Source organism: Kitasatospora sp. NPDC089797 (assembly GCF_040684795.1).
GTDB lineage: Bacteria > Actinomycetota > Actinomycetes > Streptomycetales > Streptomycetaceae > Kitasatospora.
This window is the reverse complement of the sequence record NZ_JBFBGS010000058.1, coordinates 1-21,877: the sequence shown is the minus strand read 5'-3', so window position 1 is coordinate 21,877 and position 21,877 is coordinate 1. Positions and strand designations below refer to the sequence as shown.

General features: G+C 72.8%; 21 protein-coding genes. 15 read left to right on the top strand and 6 right to left on the bottom strand.

Annotated features, from left to right (window positions below; all coding sequences use genetic code 11):
- Positions 1–27: 27 nt before the first annotated feature.
- The 5 genes from AB0O91_RS34350 (at position 28) to folE (ending at position 6,251) form a co-directional block, all read left to right on the top strand.
- Positions 28–1,206, top strand: coding sequence for a zinc-dependent metalloprotease (locus AB0O91_RS34350; RefSeq protein ID WP_363441655.1), 1,179 nt, complete (start codon positions 28–30; stop codon positions 1,204–1,206).
- 288 nt (positions 1,207–1,494) lie between these two features.
- Positions 1,495–2,622, top strand: coding sequence for a tRNA lysidine(34) synthetase TilS (gene tilS / locus AB0O91_RS34345; protein WP_363441653.1), 1,128 nt, complete (start codon positions 1,495–1,497; stop codon positions 2,620–2,622).
- Between the two features lie 70 nt (positions 2,623–2,692).
- Positions 2,693–3,247 carry a hypoxanthine phosphoribosyltransferase gene (hpt, locus tag AB0O91_RS34340; RefSeq protein WP_363441651.1) on the top strand — a complete coding sequence of 185 codons (555 nt, stop codon included), beginning with the start codon at positions 2,693–2,695 and terminating at the stop codon, positions 3,245–3,247.
- A 226-nt stretch (positions 3,248–3,473) separates the two neighbouring features.
- Positions 3,474–5,525, top strand: coding sequence for an ATP-dependent zinc metalloprotease FtsH (gene ftsH, locus AB0O91_RS34335; protein ID WP_363441649.1), 2,052 nt, complete (start codon positions 3,474–3,476; stop codon positions 5,523–5,525).
- A 120-nt stretch (positions 5,526–5,645) separates the two neighbouring features.
- A complete protein-coding gene (folE, locus tag AB0O91_RS34330; protein WP_030309924.1) occupies positions 5,646–6,251 on the top strand; it encodes a GTP cyclohydrolase I FolE in 606 nt (201 codons plus the stop codon).
- Positions 6,252–6,298: 47 nt separating this feature from the next.
- On the opposite strand, the gene AB0O91_RS34325 is transcribed toward folE, so the two are convergent.
- Both AB0O91_RS34325 and AB0O91_RS34320 read right to left on the bottom strand, forming a co-directional pair.
- The gene (locus AB0O91_RS34325; RefSeq protein ID WP_363441647.1) at positions 6,299–7,087 is read right to left on the bottom strand and encodes a ferritin-like domain-containing protein; all 789 of its coding nucleotides are present in this window, start codon (positions 7,085–7,087) and stop codon (positions 6,299–6,301) included.
- Positions 7,088–7,210: 123 nt separating this feature from the next.
- On the bottom strand, positions 7,211–8,365 hold the full coding sequence (locus AB0O91_RS34320; RefSeq protein ID WP_363441645.1) for an alpha/beta hydrolase-fold protein: 1,155 nt from the start codon (positions 8,363–8,365) through the stop codon (positions 7,211–7,213).
- A gap of 378 nt (positions 8,366–8,743) precedes the next feature.
- Between AB0O91_RS34320 and AB0O91_RS34315 the strand changes: the two genes are divergently transcribed.
- The 7 genes from AB0O91_RS34315 (at position 8,744) to AB0O91_RS34285 (ending at position 15,341) form a co-directional block, all read left to right on the top strand.
- Positions 8,744–10,585: a phosphatidylglycerol lysyltransferase domain-containing protein gene (locus AB0O91_RS34315; protein ID WP_363441643.1), complete on the top strand. Its 1,842-nt coding sequence runs from the start codon at positions 8,744–8,746 to the stop codon at positions 10,583–10,585.
- A gap of 68 nt (positions 10,586–10,653) precedes the next feature.
- Complete coding sequence (gene folP / locus AB0O91_RS34310; protein ID WP_363441641.1) at positions 10,654–11,526, top strand: dihydropteroate synthase; 873 nt, start codon at positions 10,654–10,656, stop codon at positions 11,524–11,526.
- 28 nt (positions 11,527–11,554) lie between these two features.
- On the top strand, positions 11,555–12,034 hold the full coding sequence (locus tag AB0O91_RS34305) for a nuclear transport factor 2 family protein (RefSeq protein ID WP_188309659.1): 480 nt from the start codon (positions 11,555–11,557) through the stop codon (positions 12,032–12,034).
- A gap of 247 nt (positions 12,035–12,281) precedes the next feature.
- Positions 12,282–12,641, top strand: coding sequence for a dihydroneopterin aldolase (folB, locus tag AB0O91_RS34300; protein ID WP_030288941.1), 360 nt, complete (start codon positions 12,282–12,284; stop codon positions 12,639–12,641).
- A gap of 43 nt (positions 12,642–12,684) precedes the next feature.
- Positions 12,685–13,284, top strand: a complete 600-nt coding sequence (gene folK, locus AB0O91_RS34295) for a 2-amino-4-hydroxy-6-hydroxymethyldihydropteridine diphosphokinase (RefSeq protein ID WP_363441639.1) — start codon at positions 12,685–12,687, stop codon at positions 13,282–13,284.
- Between the two features lie 184 nt (positions 13,285–13,468).
- Positions 13,469–13,957, top strand: a complete 489-nt coding sequence (locus AB0O91_RS34290; protein ID WP_363441637.1) for a DUF3180 domain-containing protein — start codon at positions 13,469–13,471, stop codon at positions 13,955–13,957.
- 154 nt (positions 13,958–14,111) lie between these two features.
- Positions 14,112–15,341, top strand: a complete 1,230-nt coding sequence (locus tag AB0O91_RS34285) for a hypothetical protein (RefSeq protein WP_363441635.1) — start codon at positions 14,112–14,114, stop codon at positions 15,339–15,341.
- An 82-nt stretch (positions 15,342–15,423) separates the two neighbouring features.
- Here the strand turns inward: AB0O91_RS34285 and AB0O91_RS34280 are convergent, their stop codons facing one another.
- Positions 15,424–15,999 (bottom strand): TerD family protein, encoded by a 576-nt coding sequence (locus AB0O91_RS34280; protein ID WP_363441633.1) that lies wholly within the window; start codon positions 15,997–15,999, stop codon positions 15,424–15,426.
- Positions 16,000–16,143: 144 nt separating this feature from the next.
- Entirely contained in the window at positions 16,144–16,632 is a 489-nt protein-coding gene (locus tag AB0O91_RS34275) for a hypothetical protein (protein ID WP_363441631.1), read from the bottom strand.
- A gap of 115 nt (positions 16,633–16,747) precedes the next feature.
- Between AB0O91_RS34275 and arfB the strand changes: the two genes are divergently transcribed.
- A complete protein-coding gene (gene arfB, locus AB0O91_RS34270; RefSeq protein WP_363441629.1) occupies positions 16,748–17,179 on the top strand; it encodes an alternative ribosome rescue aminoacyl-tRNA hydrolase ArfB in 432 nt (143 codons plus the stop codon).
- Between the two features lie 45 nt (positions 17,180–17,224).
- Here the strand turns inward: arfB and AB0O91_RS34265 are convergent, their stop codons facing one another.
- Entirely contained in the window at positions 17,225–17,752 is a 528-nt protein-coding gene (locus AB0O91_RS34265; protein ID WP_363441627.1) for a flavin reductase family protein, read from the bottom strand.
- A 367-nt stretch (positions 17,753–18,119) separates the two neighbouring features.
- On the opposite strand from AB0O91_RS34265, the gene AB0O91_RS34260 reads away from it, so the two are divergent.
- Both AB0O91_RS34260 and AB0O91_RS34255 read left to right on the top strand, forming a co-directional pair.
- A complete protein-coding gene (locus AB0O91_RS34260; protein WP_363441626.1) occupies positions 18,120–19,910 on the top strand; it encodes a diguanylate cyclase in 1,791 nt (596 codons plus the stop codon).
- Between the two features lie 173 nt (positions 19,911–20,083).
- Complete coding sequence (locus AB0O91_RS34255; RefSeq protein ID WP_363441624.1) at positions 20,084–21,082, top strand: carbohydrate-binding protein; 999 nt, start codon at positions 20,084–20,086, stop codon at positions 21,080–21,082.
- A 66-nt stretch (positions 21,083–21,148) separates the two neighbouring features.
- Here the strand turns inward: AB0O91_RS34255 and AB0O91_RS34250 are convergent.
- Positions 21,149–21,877: amidohydrolase family protein (locus AB0O91_RS34250; RefSeq protein WP_363441622.1), on the bottom strand; the 729-nt coding region annotated here is incomplete at its 5' end.

The following is a 21,877-nucleotide window of genomic DNA, read 5'->3' as shown; positions in this document are numbered from 1 at the left end:
GTGGTGGGGAGCACGTACGGTGAAGGCATGACGAGCGCGAGCGGCGGGGCTGACATGGTCGACTGGAATCTCGCGGTCGCCACCGCGACCAGGTTGGTGCGCCCGGGGCCGGAGGTGAGCCGGGCCGAGGCGGCGGCGGTGGTCGCCGAGCTGCGCCGGCACGCGCTGGAGGCCGAGGAGCACGTGCGGGCGTTCACCGGGATGCGGTCCAGCAGCCTGGCCGCGGCCACCGCGACGCCGGTGCTGGTGGTGGACCGTCCGGGCTGGGTCCGGGCGAACGTGGCGGGCTTCCGCGCGGTGGTCCAGCCGCTGGTGGAGAAGCTCCAGGCCCGGCGGGCGAACAGCGCGGCGGCCGGTGTCTTCGGGGCGGTGGGGGAGAAGGCCACCGGGATCGAGGTCGGGGCGCTGCTGGCGTTCCTGGCGACCAAGGTGCTGGGCCAGTACGAGACCTTCGCCCCGGCCGAGCCCTCGCTGGAGGCGCCGGACAGCCCGGCCGCGCTGTTCGACAAGCCGAGGCTGGGCCCGGAGGGCCCGGGGCCCGGCCGGCTGCTGCTGGTGGCGCCGAACATCGTGCACGTCGAGCGGGAGCTGGACGTCGACCCGTCCGACTTCCGGCTCTGGGTCTGCCTGCACGAGGAGACCCACCGGACGCAGTTCACCGCGGTGCCGTGGCTGCGCGACCACATCCAGTCCGAGGTGCAGTCCTTCCTGGCGGAGACGGACGTCGACCCGGGCGCGCTGCTGGACCGGCTGCGGGACGCGGCGGGCTCGCTGGGCGCCGGCCTGCCGGGGGCGGGCCCCCGGGAGGCGCGGGAGGGCGCCGGGAACCTGCTGGAGGTCGTCCAGTCGCCCGCGCAGCGGGAGATCCTGGGTCGGCTGACGGCGGTGATGTCGCTGCTGGAGGGCCACGCGGACGTGGTGATGGACGGTGTCGGCCCGGCCGTGGTGCCGACGGTGGCGGAGATCCGGGAGAAGTTCCAGCAGCGCCGCGACCGGGGCGCGAACCGGCTCGACCTGATGCTGCGCCGACTGCTCGGGATGGACGCCAAGCTCCGGCAGTACCAGGACGGCGCGGTGTTCGTCCGGGCGGTGGTGGAGCAGGTCGGCATGGCGGGGTTCAACCGGGTGTGGACGTCCCCGAACACCCTGCCGACCAAGGACGAGATCCACGACCCGGCCGCCTGGGTCGCCCGGGTCGCCCGCTGAGGCTCCGGGGACCCCGATCGGGCATTCCCGGCGCGCGGTGGGACCGCCGTCGGTCGGTGGCGGTCAAATCCGCTCGTACGAGTGGTCCAATCGGGCAGGGGGCGGGTGAAGATACGTTTCTCCATTCACCCGAACGTGGGACGGTGGTCGTACCGGTGGCGCGGGTGGCGTAGCGGGTCGCCGCTTTCTGCCACCATCTGTGAGCGCCCGGTAACGCGGCGCTATGCAGCTGTGCGGCCCCGGCCGCCCGCCGCAGTCCTGTCCCCCTCCCTCGAGGAGTCGTCCGCCGTGGGCCCTCACCCCGCCGTCGCCGCGATACGCCTGGCCGTTCGCCGTACCCTCACCGACCTCGCCGCCGAGGTCGGTACCACCTTCACCGCGCCCGTGCGCGAGCCCCGCGAGCGCCCGGCCGGGGCGCCGCTGGTCGGTGCCGCCGTCGGCACCACCCTGATCGGCAACGCCGCCCGCCACCCCTCCGGGCTGCCGCGCACCCCGGCCGCCCCCGGCTCGCCGCTGGTCCTGGTCGCCGTCAGCGGCGGCGCGGACTCCATGGCGCTGGCCATCGCCGCCGCCTTCGAGGCCCCCAAGATCGGCCTGCGGGTCGGCGCCGTCACCGTCGACCACGGCCTCCAGGACGGCTCCGCCGACCGCGCCGCCCAGGTGGCCGAGCGGCTGCGCTCGCTGGGCCTGGACCCGGTCGAGGCCGTCCCGGTCCTGGTCGGCCGCGCCGGCGGCCCGGAGGCCGCCGCCCGGGACGCCCGCTACGCCGCCCTGGACGAGGCCGCCGAACGCCACGGCGCGATCGCGGTACTGCTCGGCCACACCCGGGACGACCAGGCCGAGACGGTGCTGCTGGGCCTGGCCCGCGGCTCCGGCTCCCGGTCGCTGGCCGGGATGCCGGCCCAGAAGGGCCGCTACCGCCGTCCGCTGCTGGAGCTGGACCGGGCGGCCACCCGGCAGGCCTGCTCCGCGCAGGCGATCCCGGTCTGGGACGACCCGCACAACTGTGATCCCGCCTACACCCGCTCCCGGGTCCGCCACGAGGTGCTGCCGGTGCTGGAGAAGCACCTCGGCGGCGGCGTGGTGGAGGCGCTGGCCCGCACCGCCCGGCTGTTCCGTGACGACGCCGACGCCCTCGACCAGTGGGCCTCCCTGGCGGAGCGCGACCTCCGTACGGGCGAAGGCACCCTGGACGCCGTGAAACTGGCCGAACTCCCGCCCGCCGTCCGGCGCCGGGTGCTGCGCCGGGCCGCGCTGCGCGCGGGCTGCCCGGCCGGGGACCTGTTCGCCCGGCACCTGGAGACGGTGGACCTGCTGGTCACCGGTTGGCGGGGCCAGGGGCCGCTGCACCTACCCGGGGGCGTCGAGGCCACCCGCAGGTGTGGCACGCTGGTCTTTCGGCGGCAGGGCGACTGAGGGCGAGGCATGTCCCGGGGGAGCCGGCCGTCGGCCACACAGACCCCGAACGTTTGAGGACGTATCCCCGGTGGACCAGAACGACATGGGCGCTGACCTCGCGAAGGTGCTCATCAGCAAGGACGAGATCGACGCCAAGCTCCAGGAGCTGGCCGAGCGCATCGACCGGGACTACGCAGGCAAGGACCTGCTGATCGTCGGCGTCCTCAAGGGGGCCGTGATGGTCATGGCCGACCTGGCCCGGACCCTGCACTCGCAGGTCACCATGGACTGGATGGCCGTCTCCTCCTACGGCATGGGGACCAAGTCCTCCGGTGTGGTGCGCATCCTGAAGGACCTGGACACCGACATCGCCGGCCGTGACGTCCTGATCGTCGAGGACATCATCGACTCCGGCCTGACGCTGTCCTGGCTGCTGGGCAACCTGGGCTCGCGCGGCCCGGCCTCGCTGGAGGTCTGCACCCTGCTCCGCAAGCCGGACGCGGCGAAGGTCGAGATCGACGTGAAGTACGTCGGTTTCGACATCCCGAACGAGTTCGTGGTGGGCTACGGCCTGGACTACGCGGAGAAGCTGCGTAACCTCCCCTTCATCGGCACCCTCGCCCCGCACGTCTACGGCGGCTGAGGGTCCGTTCGGGCTAGGGGCGGGAACAGTAGGTTGTTCCCGCCCGTTGGACCGGGGGACAAAGAACCAAAGCCGTGTCGCTGTGCTCCCGCCACGGGTGGGCCCCACTGCGGTACGGTCCAATAAACCGCTCTTCACATGAGCACCGATTCCGGATGCGCCGCGGCCCCCAGCCTCCCGGCGCCGCTGAGTGGCAGGAGGGACGGGGCGGCAACGCCCCGCATGGATGGACGTCAAGCGATACTTCCGTGCGCCGATCATGTGGATCGTGCTGGCCGTCCTCGCCGTCATCGTTTTGATGCAGGTCGTTTCGGACTCGAACGGCTACAAGACGGTGGACACCGGTCAGGTCGTTGCCGCGATCGATGCGCACAACGTCAAGTCGGCGCAGATCACCACCGGTGACTCGAACACGATCAAGATCCAGTTGAAGGACGGCGCCACGCTGTCCCCCGCCGGTTCGGGCAAGGCCCCGTCCGGCAGCAAGTTCCAGGCCTCGTACATCGGTGACCAGGGCGTCGCGATCGCGGACAAGCTCCAGGCCCAGATGAACGACAAGAGCAGCTCCCTCACCGAGGGCTACACGGTGAGCCCCGAGAAGCAGAGCACCTTCGTCAGCCTGCTGCTGTCGATGCTGCCGATCGTGATCATCGTGCTGGTCTTCCTGTTCCTGATGAACCAGATGCAGGGCGGCGGCTCCCGCGTCATGCAGTTCGGCAAGTCCAAGGCCAAGCTGCTGACCAAGGACACCCCGAAGACCACCTTCGCCGACGTCGCCGGCGCGGACGAGGCGGTCGAGGAGCTCCACGAGATCAAGGAGTTCCTGCAGGAGCCGGCCAAGTTCCAGGCCGTCGGCGCCAAGATCCCCAAGGGCGTGCTGCTCTACGGCCCGCCCGGAACCGGCAAGACCCTGCTGGCGCGCGCCGTCGCGGGCGAGGCCGGGGTGCCGTTCTACTCCATCTCCGGCTCCGACTTCGTCGAGATGTTCGTCGGTGTCGGTGCCAGCCGGGTCCGCGACCTGTTCGAGCAGGCCAAGGCGAACGCCCCGGCGATCGTCTTCGTCGACGAGATCGACGCCGTCGGCCGGCACCGCGGTGCGGGCCTCGGCGGCGGCCACGACGAGCGCGAGCAGACCCTCAACCAGCTGCTGGTCGAGATGGACGGCTTCGACGTCAAGGGCGGCGTGATCCTGATCGCCGCGACCAACCGCCCCGACATCCTGGACCCGGCGCTGCTGCGCCCGGGCCGCTTCGACCGCCAGATCGCGGTGGAGCGCCCCGACCTCCAGGGCCGGCTGGACATCCTCAAGGTGCACCAGAAGGGCAAGCCGATCGCGCCCGACGTCGACATGTCGGCCGTCGCCAAGCGCACCCCCGGCTTCACCGGCGCGGACCTGTCGAACGTGCTCAACGAGGCCGCGCTGCTGACCGCCCGCTCGGACAAGAAGCTGATCGACAACGGCATCCTGGACGAGGCGATCGACCGCGTCGTGGCCGGTCCGCAGAAGCGCACGCGGATCATGTCCGACAAGGAGAAGAAGATCACCGCGTACCACGAGGGCGGTCACGCCCTGGTCGCGGCGGCCTGCCAGTACAGCGACCCGGTGCACAAGATCACCATCCTGTCCCGCGGTCGGGCCCTCGGCTACACCATGGTGCTGCCGGAGGAGGACAAGTACTCCACCACCCGCAACGAGATGCTCGACCAGCTGGCCTACATGCTGGGCGGGCGCGCGGCGGAGGAGCTGGTCTTCCACGACCCGACCACCGGTGCCTCGAACGACATCGAGAAGGCCACCGCCACGGCGCGGGCCATGGTCACCCAGTACGGCATGACCGAGCGCCTGGGTGCGATCAAGTTCGGGTCCGACAACGCGGAGCCGTTCCTGGGCCGCGAGATGGGCCACCAGCGCGACTACTCGGAAGAGGTCGCCGGGCTGGTCGACGAAGAGGTCAAGAAGCTCATCGAGAGCGCGCACAACGAGGCCTGGGAGATCCTGGTCGAGAACCGTGACGTGCTCGACAACCTGGTTCTGGAACTCCTGGAGAAGGAGACCCTGAACAAGGAGCAGATCGCCGAGATCTTCGCCCCGATCGTCAAGCGCCCGGCCCGGCCGGCCTGGACGGGCTCCGCCCGCCGCACGCCGTCCACCCGGCCGCCGGTGCAGTCGCCGAAGGAGCTGGCGCTCACCAACGGCGCCGCCGCCTCCGACACCGCTCCGGTGGACATCGTGAAGCTCCCGCCGCTGCCGGCCGCCGAGCCGCCGACCGAGGGCTGATCCGGCCCCCGGAGGGAATCCCGCCAGGGAATGGATGCCGCGTCACCAGGGTTTGTACCCTGGAGGCGCGGCATCCGTGCTGTTCAGCCAGAGTCTTCTCCACACATAAGCGAGGCCCGCATGATCGACCCGGTGACGCTCGACGGTCCGCCCGCCGTCGGGACCTTCGACCAGAAGCGGGCCGAGAACGCCATCCGCGAGCTGCTGCTCGCGGTGGGGGAGGACCCGGACCGCGAGGGCCTGCTGGAGACGCCGGCCCGGGTCGCGCGGGCCTACAAGGAGATATTCGCGGGCCTGTGGCAGGAGCCCGAGGACGTCCTGACCACCACCTTCGACCTCGGCCACGACGAGATGGTGCTGGTCAAGGACATCGAGCTGACCTCGGTCTGCGAGCACCACCTGGTGCCGTTCCGCGGTGTCGCGCACGTCGGGTACATCCCGTCCACCAGCGGCAAGATCACCGGGCTGTCCAAGCTCGCCCGGCTGGTCGACGTCTACGCCCGCCGCCCCCAGGTGCAGGAACGGTTGACCAGCCAGGTGGCCGACGCGCTGATGCGGATCCTGGAGCCGCGCGGGGCGATCGTCGTGGTCGAGTGCGAGCACATGTGCATGTCGATGCGCGGCATCCGCAAGCCCGGCGCCAAGACCATCACCTCCTGCGTGCGCGGCCAGCTGCGCGACCCGGCCACCCGGGCCGAGGCGATGAGCCTCATCATCGGGCGCTAGGGACGGCGCAGAAGGGCAGGACGGCCGCACGGCCGGACGGCCACGGCTCAGGGCACCTCGGGCTCCGCGTGCGGCGGAGCCGGGGTGCCCAGCGCGTTGCGGCGCTCCGGCATCCGCAGCGTGACCATCCGCCGCCAGCCGAAGGCCCGGTCGTACAGGTAGAGCGCGTGCACCCCGAGGGTGACCACGGCCAGCTGCCAGCGGGACCAGCGCAGGATCCGCGCCATCCGGGTGGTGACGGCCAGCCCGACGTCCCGGTGGGTGCGGATCTCGCCGCGGGCGGTGGTCTCCAGGGCGTGCCGGATGTACGGGCCGTGGCCCTCGGCGGTCAGCCGCAGCAGTTCCTCGTGGCAGTACGCGAGGTGGGCGTCCTCGTCGGCGGAGATCATCCGCATCGCCCGGCCGAGCTCGGGGTTGTCCCCGTAGACCTTCACCAGCCGGCGCATCTGCTCGGCGGCGCGCTGCTCGGTGACCCGGCTGTGCGCGAGGTAGGTGATGATCTCGCGCTCGGTCAGCGGGGCGTCGCCGGTCAGCCGCTCGTGGGAGAGGCCGACGCCCTGGCGCTCCAGCAGCATGCAGTAGTCGGCCTCGTCCGGGACGGGCACCTTGGGCAGGCCGCGCTTGTTCAGCAGCTGGGTGAAGATCCGGCCGTGCTTGCGCTCGTCCGCGCCGTGCCGGGCGACCTTCGGGGCGAGCACCGGGTCCCGGGTGAGGGCGGTGATCCGCTCGTTCTCCCAGCCGCCCTGGTCCTCGCCGCCGGCCGCGATGCTGCAGAACAGCTGGTAGGCCTGGTCGTTCCGGTAGATCTCGTTGAAGAGCGATCGGGTGCTCAGCACGGCGCCTCCTGCGCGGATCCGGGGCGGCGCCCGCCGGGGGTCGGACGGGCGGCCGCGATACGTCCCCCCGAACCGCCGGCCGGGCGGGCCGACCGGCGGGTAATCACCCGTCCGGGCCGCGCCCTAGCCGAGGTGGGCGCCCATCCACTCCAGCGAGGCGGGCAGCTCCCTGGTCCAGCTGTCGAAGTTGTGCCCGCCGTCGTCCAGGTACAGCGACTCCACCTTGAACTGCGGGTTGGCCGCCGCGACCTGGGTGGCCTGGTCGACGAACTGGACGGTCTGCCGGTAGTCCGTCTCCGTGCGGGTGGAGACCACCAGCATGTTCAGCGACGGGGCCGGGAGGTTCTGCAGCCGCCAGCCGAGGTCGTGCTGCTGGGTGAGGGTCTTGTCGCCGTTGAAGAGGTCGCCGCCGGTGTACTGGTCCTGGCGCACCGAGAAGTCGCCGTGCAGGCCCGTGGCGCTGCCGTAGACGTTCGGGTTGCGCATCGACAGGCGCATCGCGCAGCTGCCGCCGGTGGAGTAGCCGAACACGCCCCAGGAGCCGGCCGAGCGGCCGAGCCGGTAGGCGCTGTGCAGGGCCTCCGGCACGTCCTTGGTGAACCAGGTCTCGGTGCGCGGCCCGCCGGGGACGTCCACGCACTCGGTGTCCCGGGAGGGGACCACCGACGGACGGGCCAGCACCATGACGGTCGGCGGCATCTTGCCGGAGCGCTGGAGCTCGGCCGCCTTCTGCACCACCGGCAGTTCCTTCATCAGGTTCAGGGTGGTGCCCGGGAAGCCGGCCAGGGTCAGCACGACGGGGAAGCGGACCAGGGCGAACTTCGGGTCGAAGTACTCCGGCGGCAGGTAGACGAACATCTGGTCGGAGAAGCCGGTCTCCTTGCCGTTGACCCGGACCGACTCGACCTTCCCGACCTCCTCCGGCGCGCCCTTGGGCAGGTCGGTGACGCTCTCCAGACCGCCCTCGTTGGTCGGCTGGACCAGCTGGTCGGAGACCGGCGTGCCGCCCTTGTGGTTCTCGTTGCTGGTCAGCGCGAGCTTGGCGCCGCCGGGGTCGAGCAGGTCGTCCCAGGAGGTGTAGAACCCGAAGGAGTTGTTCACCGACAGCGCCAGCACCGCGAGGACCGAGACTTGAACGACGGTCATCAGGCCGATCCGGCCCAGCACCGGGAGCGGGCGCTGCCGGGCCAGCCGGGGCCAGATCCAGAGGGTGGTGAGGAGAGCCGCCGCTCCGAGAGCGAGCAGCGAGTTCACCAGCACGTCGCTGGTCAGTTCCATGCGGTCGGCCTTCCGGTGGGACGCTGTCGGTGCAGGCTTCATCGTCTGGCGGACCGTCAGACCGGGCCACCGCAGCTAGGCTGTCCGGAGGTCCGGGCGGGGCGGGGAGGGCGGGGGGAGGTCCGGGGCAACCGGCGCCCTAGAATGCGGCGTCCACCGTACGTAACGCGTGCCGGAGGGTTCCGTCCCGCCACGCGGCGGTGGACCCACGGCTCCCGCCCCCGGCTCAACCCGCAGCGCGCCCGCGGCCCCGGATACCGTCCGTTTCCGGGTCCTTGGTATGCGCATTGCCTGATGAAGGAATAGGCATGAAGGTCCATCACACGTGCTCCCCCGGAGTGAACGGACACCGCACCGCAGCCCCTACGCTGAGCTTCCATGAGCGTTCCCGTGTCCGTTGAGCCGAGCCCCGAGCAGCCGCCGCGTCGTCGGCGCGGGCTGCAGACGCTGCGCAACCAGGCGGCCGCCGTCCCGAGGGCCTGGCTCCCCGGCGCGGTCGGCTACGCCTGCCTGCTGATCGGGCTGGTCGACATAGCCAGCGCGGTGTTCCCCAAGCTCCGGCACACCAAGATGCACACCTTCGCCGGGCAGCTGCCGGGCGGGACCACCAGCCTGGCCGCGGTCGGCACGCTGATGGTCGGCATCCTGCTGGTGCCGCTGGCGCACGCGCTGCGCCGGCGCAAGCGGCGGGCCTGGCGGGCGGTCTGCGTACTGCTGCCGCTCAGCGCCGCGCTGCACATCATGCGCTGGCACCAGATCGGCCCGGCGGTCGTCTCGCTGGTCGTCCTGGTCGTGATGCTGGTGCACCAGCGCGAGTTCTACGCCAAGGCCGACCCGCGCACCCGCTGGGGCGCGGTGGTCAACCTGGTCGTGATGGGCGCCCTCAGCGTGCTGCTCGGCCTGCTGATCGTGAGCACCCGCACCCGGTACGAGTTCGGCCACCCCGGACTGTACGAGCGGCTGCAGCACGTCGGGTACGGGCTGTTCGGCTTCGAGGGACCGATCCGCTACACCAACGAGCGGATGTCCGACCTGGTCGCCTACCTGCTCGGCGGCCTCGGCCTGCTGACCGCCTTCACCACCGCCTACCTGGCGCTGCGCCCCGGCAAGCCCAAGCCGGAGCTCACCGTCGAGGACGAGGCGAAGGTCCGCGAGCTGCTCAAGCGGCACGGCGAGCGCGACTCGCTCGGCTACTTCGCGCTGCGCCGCGACAAGAGCGTGCTGTTCTCGCCCACCGGCAAGGCGGCGATCTCCTACCGGGTGGTCTCCGGCGTGATGCTCGCCTCCGGCGACCCGGTCGGCGACGTCGAGGCCTGGCCGGGCGCGATCAAGGTGTTCATGGCCGAGGCCCGCGAGCACGCCTGGGTGCCGGCCGTGATGGGCTGCAGCGAGGTCGGCGGCGAGGTCTGGACCCGTGAGGCGGGCCTGGACGCGCTGGAGCTGGGCGACGAGGCGATCGTCGACACGGCCACCTTCTCGCTGGCCGGCCGGGCGATGCGCAACGTCCGCCAGATGGTCAAGCGGATCGAGCGCAACGGCTACTCCTGCAAGGTGCGCCGGGTCTCCGAGCTCAGCGCCGAGGAGAAGTACCGGGTCGCCGACGCCGCCGCCCGCTGGCGCGGCACCGACACCGAGCGCGGCTTCTCGATGGCCCTGGGCCGCTTCGGCGACCCGCTGGACGACGACTGCGTGGTGGTCACCGCCCACAAGGCCCCGGAGGAGGGCGAGGGCGGCGACGACCTGAAGGCCGTGCTGCACTTCGTGCCCTGGGGGCCGGACGGCATCTCGCTGGAGCTGATGCGCCGCGACCGGGCCGCCGACCCCGGCCTGAACGAGCTGTTGATCGTCGCCGCGCTGCAGGAGGTGGGCGCCCTGGGCGTCCGCCGGGTCTCGCTCAACTTCGCGATGTTCCGCTCGGCGCTGGCCCGCGGCGAGCGGATCGGCGCCGGCCCGGTGCTGCGCGCCTGGCGCGGACTGCTGGTCTTCCTGTCGCGGTGGTTCCAGATCGAGTCGCTGTACAAGTTCAACGCCAAGTTCCAGCCCGAGTGGGAGCCGCGCTTCCTGGTCTTCCCGAGCACCCGGGACCTGCCGCGGATCGGCTTCGCCGCGATGCAGGCGGAGGCCTTCATCACGCTCGGCATGCCGCGCTTCTGGCGCAAGCGCCAGCGCGAGGGCCTGATGCCCGTGCCATCGACCCGTGAGGTCACCGAGGCCGCCTGAGCCGGCCCGCCGCCGTCCGGGGCCCCCGCCGAGAATCCTCGGCGGGGGTCCCGTTCGATAATGGGGGCATGAGCAACTCGCCGTCCTCCTCCCTCCCGGCCGGTCTGCCGCGGCTCGACCGCTGCGCCGTGATGGGCGTGGTCAACGTCACACCCGACTCCTTCTCGGACGGTGGGATGTGGCTCGACCCCGCCAGGGCGATCGCGCACGGGCTGGCGCTGCGGGCCCGCGGCGCGGACCTGGTGGACGTCGGCGGCGAGTCCACCCGGCCCGGGAGCCGGCGGGTGCCCGAGGACGAGGAACTGCGCCGGGTACTGCCGGTGGTGCGGGAGCTGGCCGCCGCCGGGGTGGTGGTGTCGGTGGACACCATGCGGGCCTCGGTCGCCGAGCGGGCCGTCGAGGCCGGTGCCGCGATCGTCAACGACGTCTCCGGCGGCCTCGCCGACCCGGCGATGGCCCGGGTGGTCGCCGAGACGGGCGCGCCGTTCGTGGTCATGCACTGGCGCGGGCAGTCCGCCGACATGGAACAGCGGGCCGTCTACCGGGACGTCGTACGGGACGTGGTCGCCGAGCTGACCGGGCGGGTGGAGGCGCTGCTGGCGGCCGGGGTCAAGCAGGACCAGCTGGTCCTCGACCCGGGGCTCGGCTTCGCCAAGACCGCGGAGCACAACTGGGCGCTGCTCGGGCGGCTGGACGCGATCACCGCGCTCGGCCGTCCCGTCCTCGTCGCGGCTTCGCGCAAGCGGTTCCTGGGTACGCTGCTCGCCGACCCGGAAACCGGGGAGCTGCGCCCGGCCCGCGAGCGGGACGACGCGACCGCCGCGGTCTCGGTGCTGTCGGCCCAGGCCGGCGCCTGGGCGGTACGGGTGCACGACGTGTCCGGTACGGCGGACGCCGTGCGGGTGGTCGCGGCCTGGCAGCGCGCGGCGCGGCTGGGGTGAGGGAGGGTCTGTGACAGGTGACGGCAGGTTGAGCGGCGGGACGGCCGGCAAGGCCCGGGAGGTGGACCTGGAGGCGGTGCTCGCGGCGAACCGGGCGTTCTACGAGGCCCTGGAGCGGGGGGACGTCGAGGCGGTCGAGGAGGCCTGGCTGGGCCCGGAGCACGCCGACGACAAGGGCGGCGTGGTCTGTGTGCACCCCGGCTGGCCGGTGCTGCGCGGGCGGGCCCAGGTGACCCGGTCGTACATGCTGATCATGATGAACACGGAGTACATCCAGTTCTTCCTGACCGATGTCGAGGCCGAGGTCCACGGCGATGTGGCCCTTGTCACGTGCACCGAGAACATCCTCTCCGGCGGTGAGGCCGAGGAGGAGGGGGAACTCGGCCCGCTGGTCGGCGGAAAGGTCGTGTCGAGCAATCTGTTCCGTCGCACCCCGGCCGGGTGGAAGCTCTGGTCGCACCACGGTTCACCCGTTCTGACCAGCGGCGACGAGGACGACGAGGACTGATTCCGGGGATTGCGGGAAATCGGCGCCGGACGGTCGCCGGGGAATTCCCGAGTGGTCACCGAACGTTCACGTCAATCGCCATTCCGGTGCGCGTGGCGACGGTTCGTGCCGGGTAGGACGGTCAGGCGTTGTCCGCGCTCGCGGGTAGATTCGAAACGGAGTGGCGGGCGTGCTGCCCGCCTTCGCCCTGCCCGTCCATGCCTTTCCCCGGGTGGGGCCCGTCCGACTGGGAGCAGTGATTCGTTTGCTGGACCGCGTCACCCTGCGGGGGCTGCGAGCCCGGGGCCACCACGGCGTCTTCGAGCGCGAGCGCGTCGAGGGCCAGACCTTCGTGGTCGATCTCGTGCTGTACCTGGACACCCGCCCCGCCGCGTCCGGAGACGACCTCACCCGCACGGCGCACTACGGCATCGTGGCCGAGGAGGTCACCGCGATCATCGCCGGGGAGCCGGTCGACCTGATCGAGACCCTGGCGCAGCGGATCGCCGACCAGTGCCTGAAGCACGACGCGGTCGAGGAGGTCGAGGTCACCGTGCACAAGCCGGACGCCCCGATCACCGTGCCGTTCGACGACGTGACCGTGACCATCCACCGGGGCCGCGCATGACCCCCACCGCGCGCCTGGTTTCCGATGCAGAGGGAATTCTTCGATGAGCAGCACTGACCCGATCGCCGAGCCGAACGCGTTCGACCTGGAGGACCGGGTGGACTCCGCCGACACCACGCTGCACAGCCAGCGGTGCGCGGTGATCGCGCTCGGCAGCAACCTGGGCAACCGGTTGGACACCCTCCAGGGCGCCGTCGACGCGCTCGCCGACACCCCCGGGCTGAGGATCAAGGCCGTCTCGGCGGTCTACGAGACCGAGGCCGTCGGCGGTCCGGAGGAACAGCCCAACTACTACAACGCGGTCGTGGTGCTGCGCACCTCGCTGCCCCCGCGGGACCTGCTGGAGCGCGGCAACGCGATCGAGGACGCCTTCGGCCGGGTCCGCGAGGTCCGCTGGGGCCCGCGCACCCTGGACGTCGACATCCTGGCCTACGAGGGCGTGGTCAGCGAGGACCCGCAGCTGCTGCTGCCGCACCCGCGGTCGCACGAGCGGGCCTTCGTGCTGGCCCCCTGGCTGGACGCCCAGCCCGGGGCCGAGGTGCCCGGGCACGGTCAGGTCGCCGCGCTGCTGGAGGCGCTCGGCGGGCCGGACGCGCAGGGCGTGAAGCGCCGCGACGACATCCGGCTGACGCTGCCGGAGTAGCGGCAGCACGGGCCGGCGGGCGGTCCGGGCGGGTCCGGTCCGCCGGGCCGGCCGGGAACTCGACCGCGGGGCCCGGCCGTACGAGTGGATGTCCGCCCGTCCGGTCCCGGTACGGTGGCCTGACGCCGCCGTCACCGGGCCACCGGGCGGGCGGCCCTGCCACCCCGGGAAGGACCTCCTCCGAGTGAAGCTGCTTCGCCTCCGCCTGCTGGTCGGCATCACCGCCGCGACGACGGCACTGTCCTGGGCCGGCTCCAAGCTGTGGGCGTCCCTGGACACGCTGCCGGCCGTGCCGGCCGCGGCGCCGGTGGTGCTGGCGGCGGTGGCGGTCATCCTGTTGGCGACCGCGATCTCGCTGCGCTCCCGGCTGAAGGCGGTGCGCGAGCGGCAGCCCGGCGCCAAGCGGGTCGACCCGCTGCTGGCGGCCCGGGCGGTGGTGCTCGGGCAGGCCAGCGCGCTGGTCTCGGCGGTGGTCACCGGGATCTACGCCGGCACCGGGATCTACCTGCTCGGCGAGCTGGACGTGTCGGCCCGCAAGGACCAGGCGGTGACCGCCGGGCTCGCGGTGCTGGCGGGGGCCGCGGTGATCGCCGCGGCGCTCTGGCTGCAGCACGTGTGCAAGCTGCCGGAGAACCACGACGATCCGGGCGGTCCGGCGGCCTCGCCGCGCTGACCGATCGGCCGGATCCGGTCGCACCGCGCTGAGCAGGGCTTTTTTCGTGATCTTGAGTGAAAAGCCGGGCACGTGCGGTAAAAACTGCGCACTGTCAAGGGTTGAAGGGGACCCTGGGCTGACACGGCCCCAATTCGCACGCTAGTTTCTTGGCATGTCTCGCGGACGCCACCGTCATTCCTCCGTCCTCGGCCGGGTCTTTCCCCCCACCGCCGCCGGCGTACTGCTGGTCGCCGCGTTGGCCGCGCTGCTTTTCAGTCAGGACACCGTCCTGGTGCGCTCGGTGGGTGTCGCCGCGCTGATCGCGACGCTCGGCTTCGCGGTGCTGCTGCGGCAGCGGGACAAGACGGCCCGGGCGGCCGCCGAGGTGTCCGCGGCCCAGCGGATGCGCGCCGAGGAGCGGTTCGAGGAGCAGCTCGCCGAGGCCGAGTACGCGGCCGAGGTGGCCGAGGAGCGGGCCACCCGGTTCGGGCGGCGGCTGACGGCGGAGAAGTCGCGGCTGGCGAAGGCGGAGACCGAGATAGCCCGGCTGCTGCGCGAGCGGGCCGTGGCGGTGGCGGAGCAGGCGCTCAAGGAGGCCGAGGCGGCCCAGCGGGCGCTCGCCGCGAGCCGTCCCAAGTACCCGGCCAGTCCGGCCGCGTTCGTCCGCGCCGCGTCCGTGCTGCGGCTGCTGGAGCGCCGGGCGGCCGAGCAGGAGGCGCAGCGGGAGCGTTCGGCGGGTGCGGCGGTCGCGCTGCGGGCGCGGACCACCCCGGCTGCCACCGCCACCGCCGCCACCGTGACCGCTGCCGCGCCGGCGCCCGCGCCGGTGTCGGTGCCCAAGCCGGTGGCGCCCACGGTGCCCACGCCGGCCCAGGCGCCGGCCGGCCCGGCCGCGAGCGGGGTCCCGGCGGGCGGTACGCCGGTGCGACCCACGCCGCTGCGGCCGGCGCTGACCACGACGGTCGGTCAGCTCGGCGGTGCCCCCCTGACGCCCGGCGGGCAGGCCGCCGCGCCGGTTCCGGCGGAGCGGCAGCGGCAGCGCCCGGGGCAGTCCGGGCCGACCCGTGGGCACGGCTTCAGCTTCTTCGGCCGCGGTCAGGGTGCGGCGGTCCGGGCGGCGGCTCCGGCCCCGGCGGTGGGCAGCGTCGCCGAGCTGGCGGAGCGGGCGGACCTGGCGGACGTGGTGGGGGACGAGGCGGTCGCCGCGGAGGCGAAGGCCGAGGCGCAGCGGGCCCGGGCGGCCGGGGCGGACGTCCGTCCGGTGGAGCCGCTGTCCGCCGGGGACGCCGGGGACGCCGTGGACACGGCGGGCGCCGAGCCGGACGGGACCACCGTGGTGGACCTGACGCCCGAGGACGAGACCGAGCTGATCGAGCTGCCGGAGCTGCGCGCCACGCGCTGAGCGGCCCCGTGGTGAAACGCCGCGGCGCGGGAAGTCGGACGGGTCGACTTCCCGCGCCGCGGCGGTTCCGTTCCGGCGTCGGTCAGAGCTGGACGCCGAAGTCCTGGGCGATGCCGGCCAGGCCGGAGGCGTAGCCCTGGCCGACCGCGCGGAACTTCCACTCGCCGCTGTTGCGGTAGAGCTCGCCGAAGATCATGGCGGTCTCGGTGGCGGCGTCCTCGGAGAGGTCGTAGCGGGCGATCTCGGCGCCGCCAGCCGCGTTCACCACGCGGATGTAGGCGTTGCGGACCTGGCCGAAGTTCTGGCCGCGGGCGGTGCCGTCGTAGATGGTCACCGGGAAGGTGATCTTGACGGCCTCGGCCGGCAGGCCGGACAGGTCGACGTTGATCGACTCGTCGTCGCCGGCGCCCTCGCCGGTCCGGTTGTCACCGGTGTGCGCGACGGTGCCGTCCGGCGTGCTGGTGTTGTTGAAGAAGACGAAGTGCGCGTTGGAGAGCACCTTGCCGTCCGCGTTCAGGACGATCGCGCTGGCGTCGAGGTCGAATTCGGTGCCGGTCGTGGTGCGGACGTCCCAGCCCAGGCCGATGCTCACCGCGGACAGGCCGGGGGCCTCCTTGGTCAGCGAGACGTTGCCACCCTTGGAGAGGCTCACTGGCATGGCGATTGCAGTCCCTTCGTTCGCTTTTCCCGGGACAACGCAATACTCCGGCGGCTTGGTTCCGGGGTTGCCGTGAATTCTTCGTGGACGTCAAAACGGGGCAAAGGGCGGGCAATGCACTGGCAGGGTCGGTCGGATCCGGCCTCAGACCCGGGGGAACCGGCCCTGGAGCGTCCAGATGTTCGGGTTGTCGGCCAGGTCGGGGTGCATGTCGAAGAGGTCGGCGAGGGTGTCCTGGAGGAAGTCCCGGGCCTCGCGCCGCAGCTCGCTGTGCCGGATCACGGCGGGCGGCTCGTCCCGCAGCCAGGTCGCGGTGACCTCGACCCAGTTGAAGCGGCGGGCGAAGCGCAGCAGCTCGGTGTTCTGGGTGAAGTCGAGGTCGGCGGTCTGCACCCGGGCGGCCCGGGAGCCGTCCGGGTCCCGGTCGAGCTGCTCGACGATGTCGCACAGCGCCCAGGCGAAGTCCAGCACCGGCACCCAGCCCCAGCGGGTGGCCAGTTCGGCGTCCTCGGCGTCCAGGTAGACGTCGCCGCAGAACAGGTCGTACCGCAGCGAGCGCACGGGGGCGGTGCGGTAGTCGGTCTGCGGGGGGTCGGGGAAGCGGTTGGAGAGGGAGTAGCCGAGCTCGATCACTACGCCATTGTCGGGGGTCCGGGCCGGTGCGGGTAACCGGCTCCCGCGCCGGAGGCGGGCGGGTGATGACCGATAACCGGGTGACCGGGCGGGCCGGGCGCGCGATGATGGGCGCATGCCCGAGCCCATCCGCGTACGGGGGTCGGTGGTCGTCCCCGACGCCGAGCTCGTCTGGCGCTTCTCGCGTTCCTCCGGCCCCGGTGGCCAGCACGTCAACACCTCCGACTCCAAGGTCGAGCTGCGCTTCGACCTGGCCGGTTCGAAGGCGCTGCCCGAGGTGTGGCGCACCCGCGCCCTGGAGCGGCTGGCGCACCGGCTGGTGGACGGCCGGGTGCTGGTGATCCAGGCCTCGGAGTTCCGCTCGCAGTGGCGCAACCGGGAGGCGGCCGCGGCCCGGCTGGCCGCGGTGCTGACCGAGGCGTGCGCGCCGCCGCCGAAGGCCCGCCGGGCGACCCGGCCGAGCCGGGGGATGGTGCAGCGCCGGCTGGAGAACAAGAAGCACCGCTCGGAGCTCAAGCAGGGGCGGCGGGCGCCGCGCGGCGAGTAGTCCGCGGCGAGCCGTTCCGGTCCGGGGCCGCGCGGGGGCTCCGGTTCAGCCCAGGGTGCGGTAGCCGCCGTGGAAGTAGAGCAGCGGGCGGCCGCCGGGGGTGGGGACGACGGCCTCCAGGACCCGGCCGATCAGCAGGGTGTGGTCGCCGGCGGGTATCCGCTGCTCGGTGCGGCACTCGACGGTGGCCAGCGCGCCCTCGATCAGCGGGGCGCCGGTGTGGGCGCCGCGGCGGTGCGGGGTCTCCGAGAACAGCAGCCGGTCGCTGAGCCGGCCCTTCATGGCGAAGCGGGAGCCGAGCGTCTTCTGCGCCTCGGTGAGCACCGAGACCGCCCAGGTGTCGTTGCGGGAGAGCACCTCGTCCATCCGGGAGTCCTCGCGTACCGAGATCAGCACCAGCGGAGGGTCCAGCGACACCGAGAGGAAGGACGTGGCGGTCATGCCGGCGTCCTCGCCGTCCTCCTCGTCGTGGACGGTCACCAGGCTCACGCCGGCGGCGAGCTGGGAGAGTGCTGCCCGGAACTCGTCGGGCGTGGCCTGGGGGGCAGCTTCGGGCTGCGGGGACGGGTACACGTACCGCACGGTAGTCGTCGCTCGCGGGAAACGGCATCGGGCCGTGGTCGTAGGACCACCGGCGCACGTCTCCCGGGCGGCGGGGCGCGGTCACTCCCAGGGGTGAAGCGGGTGGACCGGCGGGTGCAGTGGACTTCAGTGCGCGGCCGATGCGGTCGACCACCGGAATTGTTCCGATAGCGTTTTATGTCCCGCTATGGGGCGGATGAGCTGATGAAAGACGCATTAGTGTCGTGTGATTTAAGTCACAAGTGGTGGCCTATTGCTGACCGAGCGTGCCGAACGCTGTGCTCCCTGTGATTCAGTTCTTCTGGCAATCGGACGATAACCAATCAAGAACTATCCGAAGCAGCCGGGGAGCCCCCGCATGGAAGCCGAGTCGGAGCCGTACGTCCGTCTCGCGACCCTCCGCACCTTGCACCGGGTCGTGGCGGACCTCAACGCTGCCCGCAGCCTGGCGGGCACGCTGCAGGCCGTCGTCGAGGGTGCGGTGCACGGGCTCGGCTTCGACGCCGCCGCGGTCAGCCTGGTCCGGCCGGACGGCGACCTCGTGGTGGCGGCGGTCTGGGAGCTGGAGGAGAGCCCGATGGGCGGGCCCTCGGTGCTGCTCGGCCAGGTCGGCTCGCGCGAGTCCTGGGACCGCCTGCTCGGCGTCAGCGACCACTGGGGCACCCTGCGCTTCCTGCCCTACGACCGGGGCTGGGCCGTCGCCAGCGACATCCCGCGCTGGATCGGCGACGGGCCGCTGCCCGTCTACGCCAACGACTGGCACCCCGCCGACGGGCTGCTCGCCCCGATGTACAGCGCCGGCGGCGACCTGCTCGGCGTCCTCTCGGTGGACCGCCCGCGCAGCGGCAAACGGCCCGGCGCGTGGACCCGCGAGGCCCTGGAGATGTTCTCGCTGCAGGCCTCCATCGCGATCGGCAACGCCCGGCTGCGGGCCGAGATGCAGCGCGCCCTGGCCCGGCTGGAGAAGGAGCAGCAGGCGCTGCGGGCCAGCGAGGAGAGCTTCCGGCAGGCCTTCGAGTACGCCCCCAGCGGGATGGCTATCACCGAGCTGCACGGCGCCGGGCGCGGCCAGCTGACCAGGGTCAACGACGCGCTCTGTCGACTGCTCGGCCGCCCCCGCGCGGTGCTGCGCCAGCAGAGTTTCGTCGACCTCGTCCACCCCGAGGACCGCGCCCTGTTGGAACGCACCAGCGCCGAGAGCGGCCGGGCGGAACTCCGGCTGTCCCGCCGGGACGGCGGCTACCAGTGGGTCTGCCTGCGCAACTCGATCGTCGCCGACGCGGCCGAGGGGCCGAGCTTCCTGCTCACCCACGTCGAGGACATCGAGGACCGCAAGCGCCACGAACTCCAGCTCGCCCACCGGGCCAGCCACGACGCGCTCACCGGCCTGCCCAACGGCGCCGAGCTCAAGGCGCGGCTGGCCCGCCGGCTCTGCCCCGAGCCGCAGCCGGTCGGCGCCGCGGCGGGCCCCGCGGAGGTCGGCTACCCGCCGGCGTACGGCTACCCGGCCGACTCCTACAGCGCGCACACGGCGTACGAGGGCCTGGAGGGCGCGGATCCGTACGCCGGGCCGGTGCACGGCTACGGGCCGGCGGAGGGCGCCCCGCTGCCCGGTCTCGGCGCCGGTTTCGGGGAGCACGTGCACGCCGTGGTCCCGGCCGAGTACGGGCCGGGCGGCGAGGCCTGGTCCGTGCCGTTCCGCTCCGGCCCGGCGGTGCCGGTGGACAAGGGGCTCGCGGTGCTCTTCTGCGACCTGGACGGCTTCAAGTCGATCAACGACCGGTTCGGGCACAACGCCGGCGACTCGGTGCTGGTCGAGGTGGCCCGGCGGCTGAGCGGCGCGGTCCGGGACGGCGACACGGTGGCCCGGCTGGGCGGCGACGAGTTCGTGGTGCTCGCCGACGGCATCGGCCGCGAGGAGGCCAAGGACCTCGCCCACCGGCTGCGCAACGCGATCATCCCGCCGATGCGGATCGACGGCCGGGCGATGCGGGTCGGGGTGAGCCTCGGGATCGGCTGGGCCGGCTGCGGGATGAGCATCGAGGAGGTGCTGCACACCGCGGACGAGCGGATGTACGACGAGAAGCGCGCCCGGGGCGGTGCGGTGCGCGGGGCGCGCGGCGAGCGCTCGCACCGGCGGGCGGGCTGACGGCGGCCGGTCGCCCGACGGCCCGGAGTCGGTCGGGTGCCGAGCACCCGGGAACGCACAGGTTACCCACGAGTTGTCAAGGGTTCTTTTCCTGCTGTCAGGTACGACAGGTAGGGTGCCCGGTACGACAGCGTCCATGATCTGCGCCGCCCGCGCGCGGCGACGCACACCGGATGGGGGAGCAGACCACCGTGACGACCGCCGGCGACAACGGATTGCCCGAGGGCCAGGCGGGCGGTGCCCCGCAGGACGACGACCCGTTCGGCTACCTCTACCGCCCCGCCGACGGCTCCACCGGGCAGCCGGCCGAGCCGCAGCAGGGAGTTCCCCGGACGCCGTACAGCCGCCCGATGGAGGTCGGCCGGGCGCAGTACGGCTACCCGCCGCGGGCACCGCAGCAGGCACCGTACGGCCAGCAGCAGCCGCCCTACGGCCAGCAGGCCCCGTACGGCCAGCCCGGCCCGGCGCCGCAGCAGCAGGCCGAGTACGGCGCGCCCACCCAGCAGTCCCCCCGATACGCCGAGCACTCCCGGCCGCAGCCGGGGGACGAGCCGCGCAGCAGCGGCCGGAGCAAGGGCGCGGTGATCGGCGCGGTCGCGGTGGTCGCGGCGATAGCGATCGGCGCCGGGATCGCGCTCTCCACCGGTGACCCGGACGGGGGCAAGGACGGCAAGGGCGGCACCACGACCGCCGCCCCGCCGGCGCCCAGCGGCGCCGCGACCCCGAGCGGTTCGAGCGGTTCGGTCTCGCCCTCGGCGAGCGCCACCGTCTCGGCCGGCCCGGCGACCGTGGACGCCGGTCAGCTCCAGGGCCAGAACGCGCCGTCCGGCAACAGCGTCAAGGGCGGCAAGTCCGCCGACGGCAGCTACCTGACGCTCCAGCAGGGCGGCTCGGTGACCTGGAACGGCCAGGTCGCGGCGGCCGGGACGTACAAGCTGACGGTGCACTACAACAACGGCGGGGCCGATGTGAAGGGCGCGGCGGCGGTGAACGGCAAGGACTGGCCGAGCGGCCTGACCTTCAAGAACTACATGCCCGGCAAGGACCCGGCCTCGTCCTGGTACAGCACGTGGATACTCCCGCAGCTGCAGGCCGGGGCGAACACGGTCACCCTCACCGTGCCCTCCGGGCCGATCCTGATCGACCAGATCACCGTCGAGCCGAGCAGCTGAGCCCGGCCCGCCGACGCACCGCGGCCGCCCGTCCCCACCGGGGGAGGGGCGGCCGTCGGCTTTCGGTCAGGCGGACTTGACGGTGCGGAACCGGTCGCCGCCGACCACCCAGCGGCCGCGGCGCATCACGGCGACCAGGTCGTAGCCCGCGGAGTCGAGCACGACGAGGTCGGCGAGCTTGCCGGTCTCCAGCGAGCCGACCGAGTCGGCGAGGCCGAGCAGTCGCGCCGGGGTGGTGCAGAGCGACTCGACCGTCTGGCCGAGGGTCAGGCCGTTGACGGTGACCGAGCGCTTGAAGGCCACGTCCAGGGTGAGGGTGGAGCCGGCGATCGCGCCGCCCTCGACCAGTCGGGCGACGCCGTTCTCGACCCGGACCTGGAGGGGGCCGAGGGGGTAGAGGCCGTCGCCCATGCCGGCGGCGCCCATGGCGTCGGTGATCAGGGCGACCCGGTTCGCGCCGGCGGTGCCGTAGGCGAGGTCGAGGACGGAGGGGTGGAGGTGGACGCCGTCGTTGATCAGCTCGACGGTGACGCGTTCGTCCTCCAGCAGGGCCACGATGGGGCCGGGGGCGCGGTGGGCGATGCCGGGCATGGCGTTGAAGAGGTGGGTGGCGACGGTGGCGCCGGCCTCGATGGCCTCGAGGGTGGTGGGGTAGTCGGAGTCGGTGTGGCCGACGGCGGCGATCACGCCGAGGTCGGCGAGCATGCGCACCGAGTCGAGGCCGCCGGGGAGTTCGGGGGCGAGGGTGACCATCCTGGCGTGGCCGCGGGCGGCGTCGACGAGCTTGCGCACCAG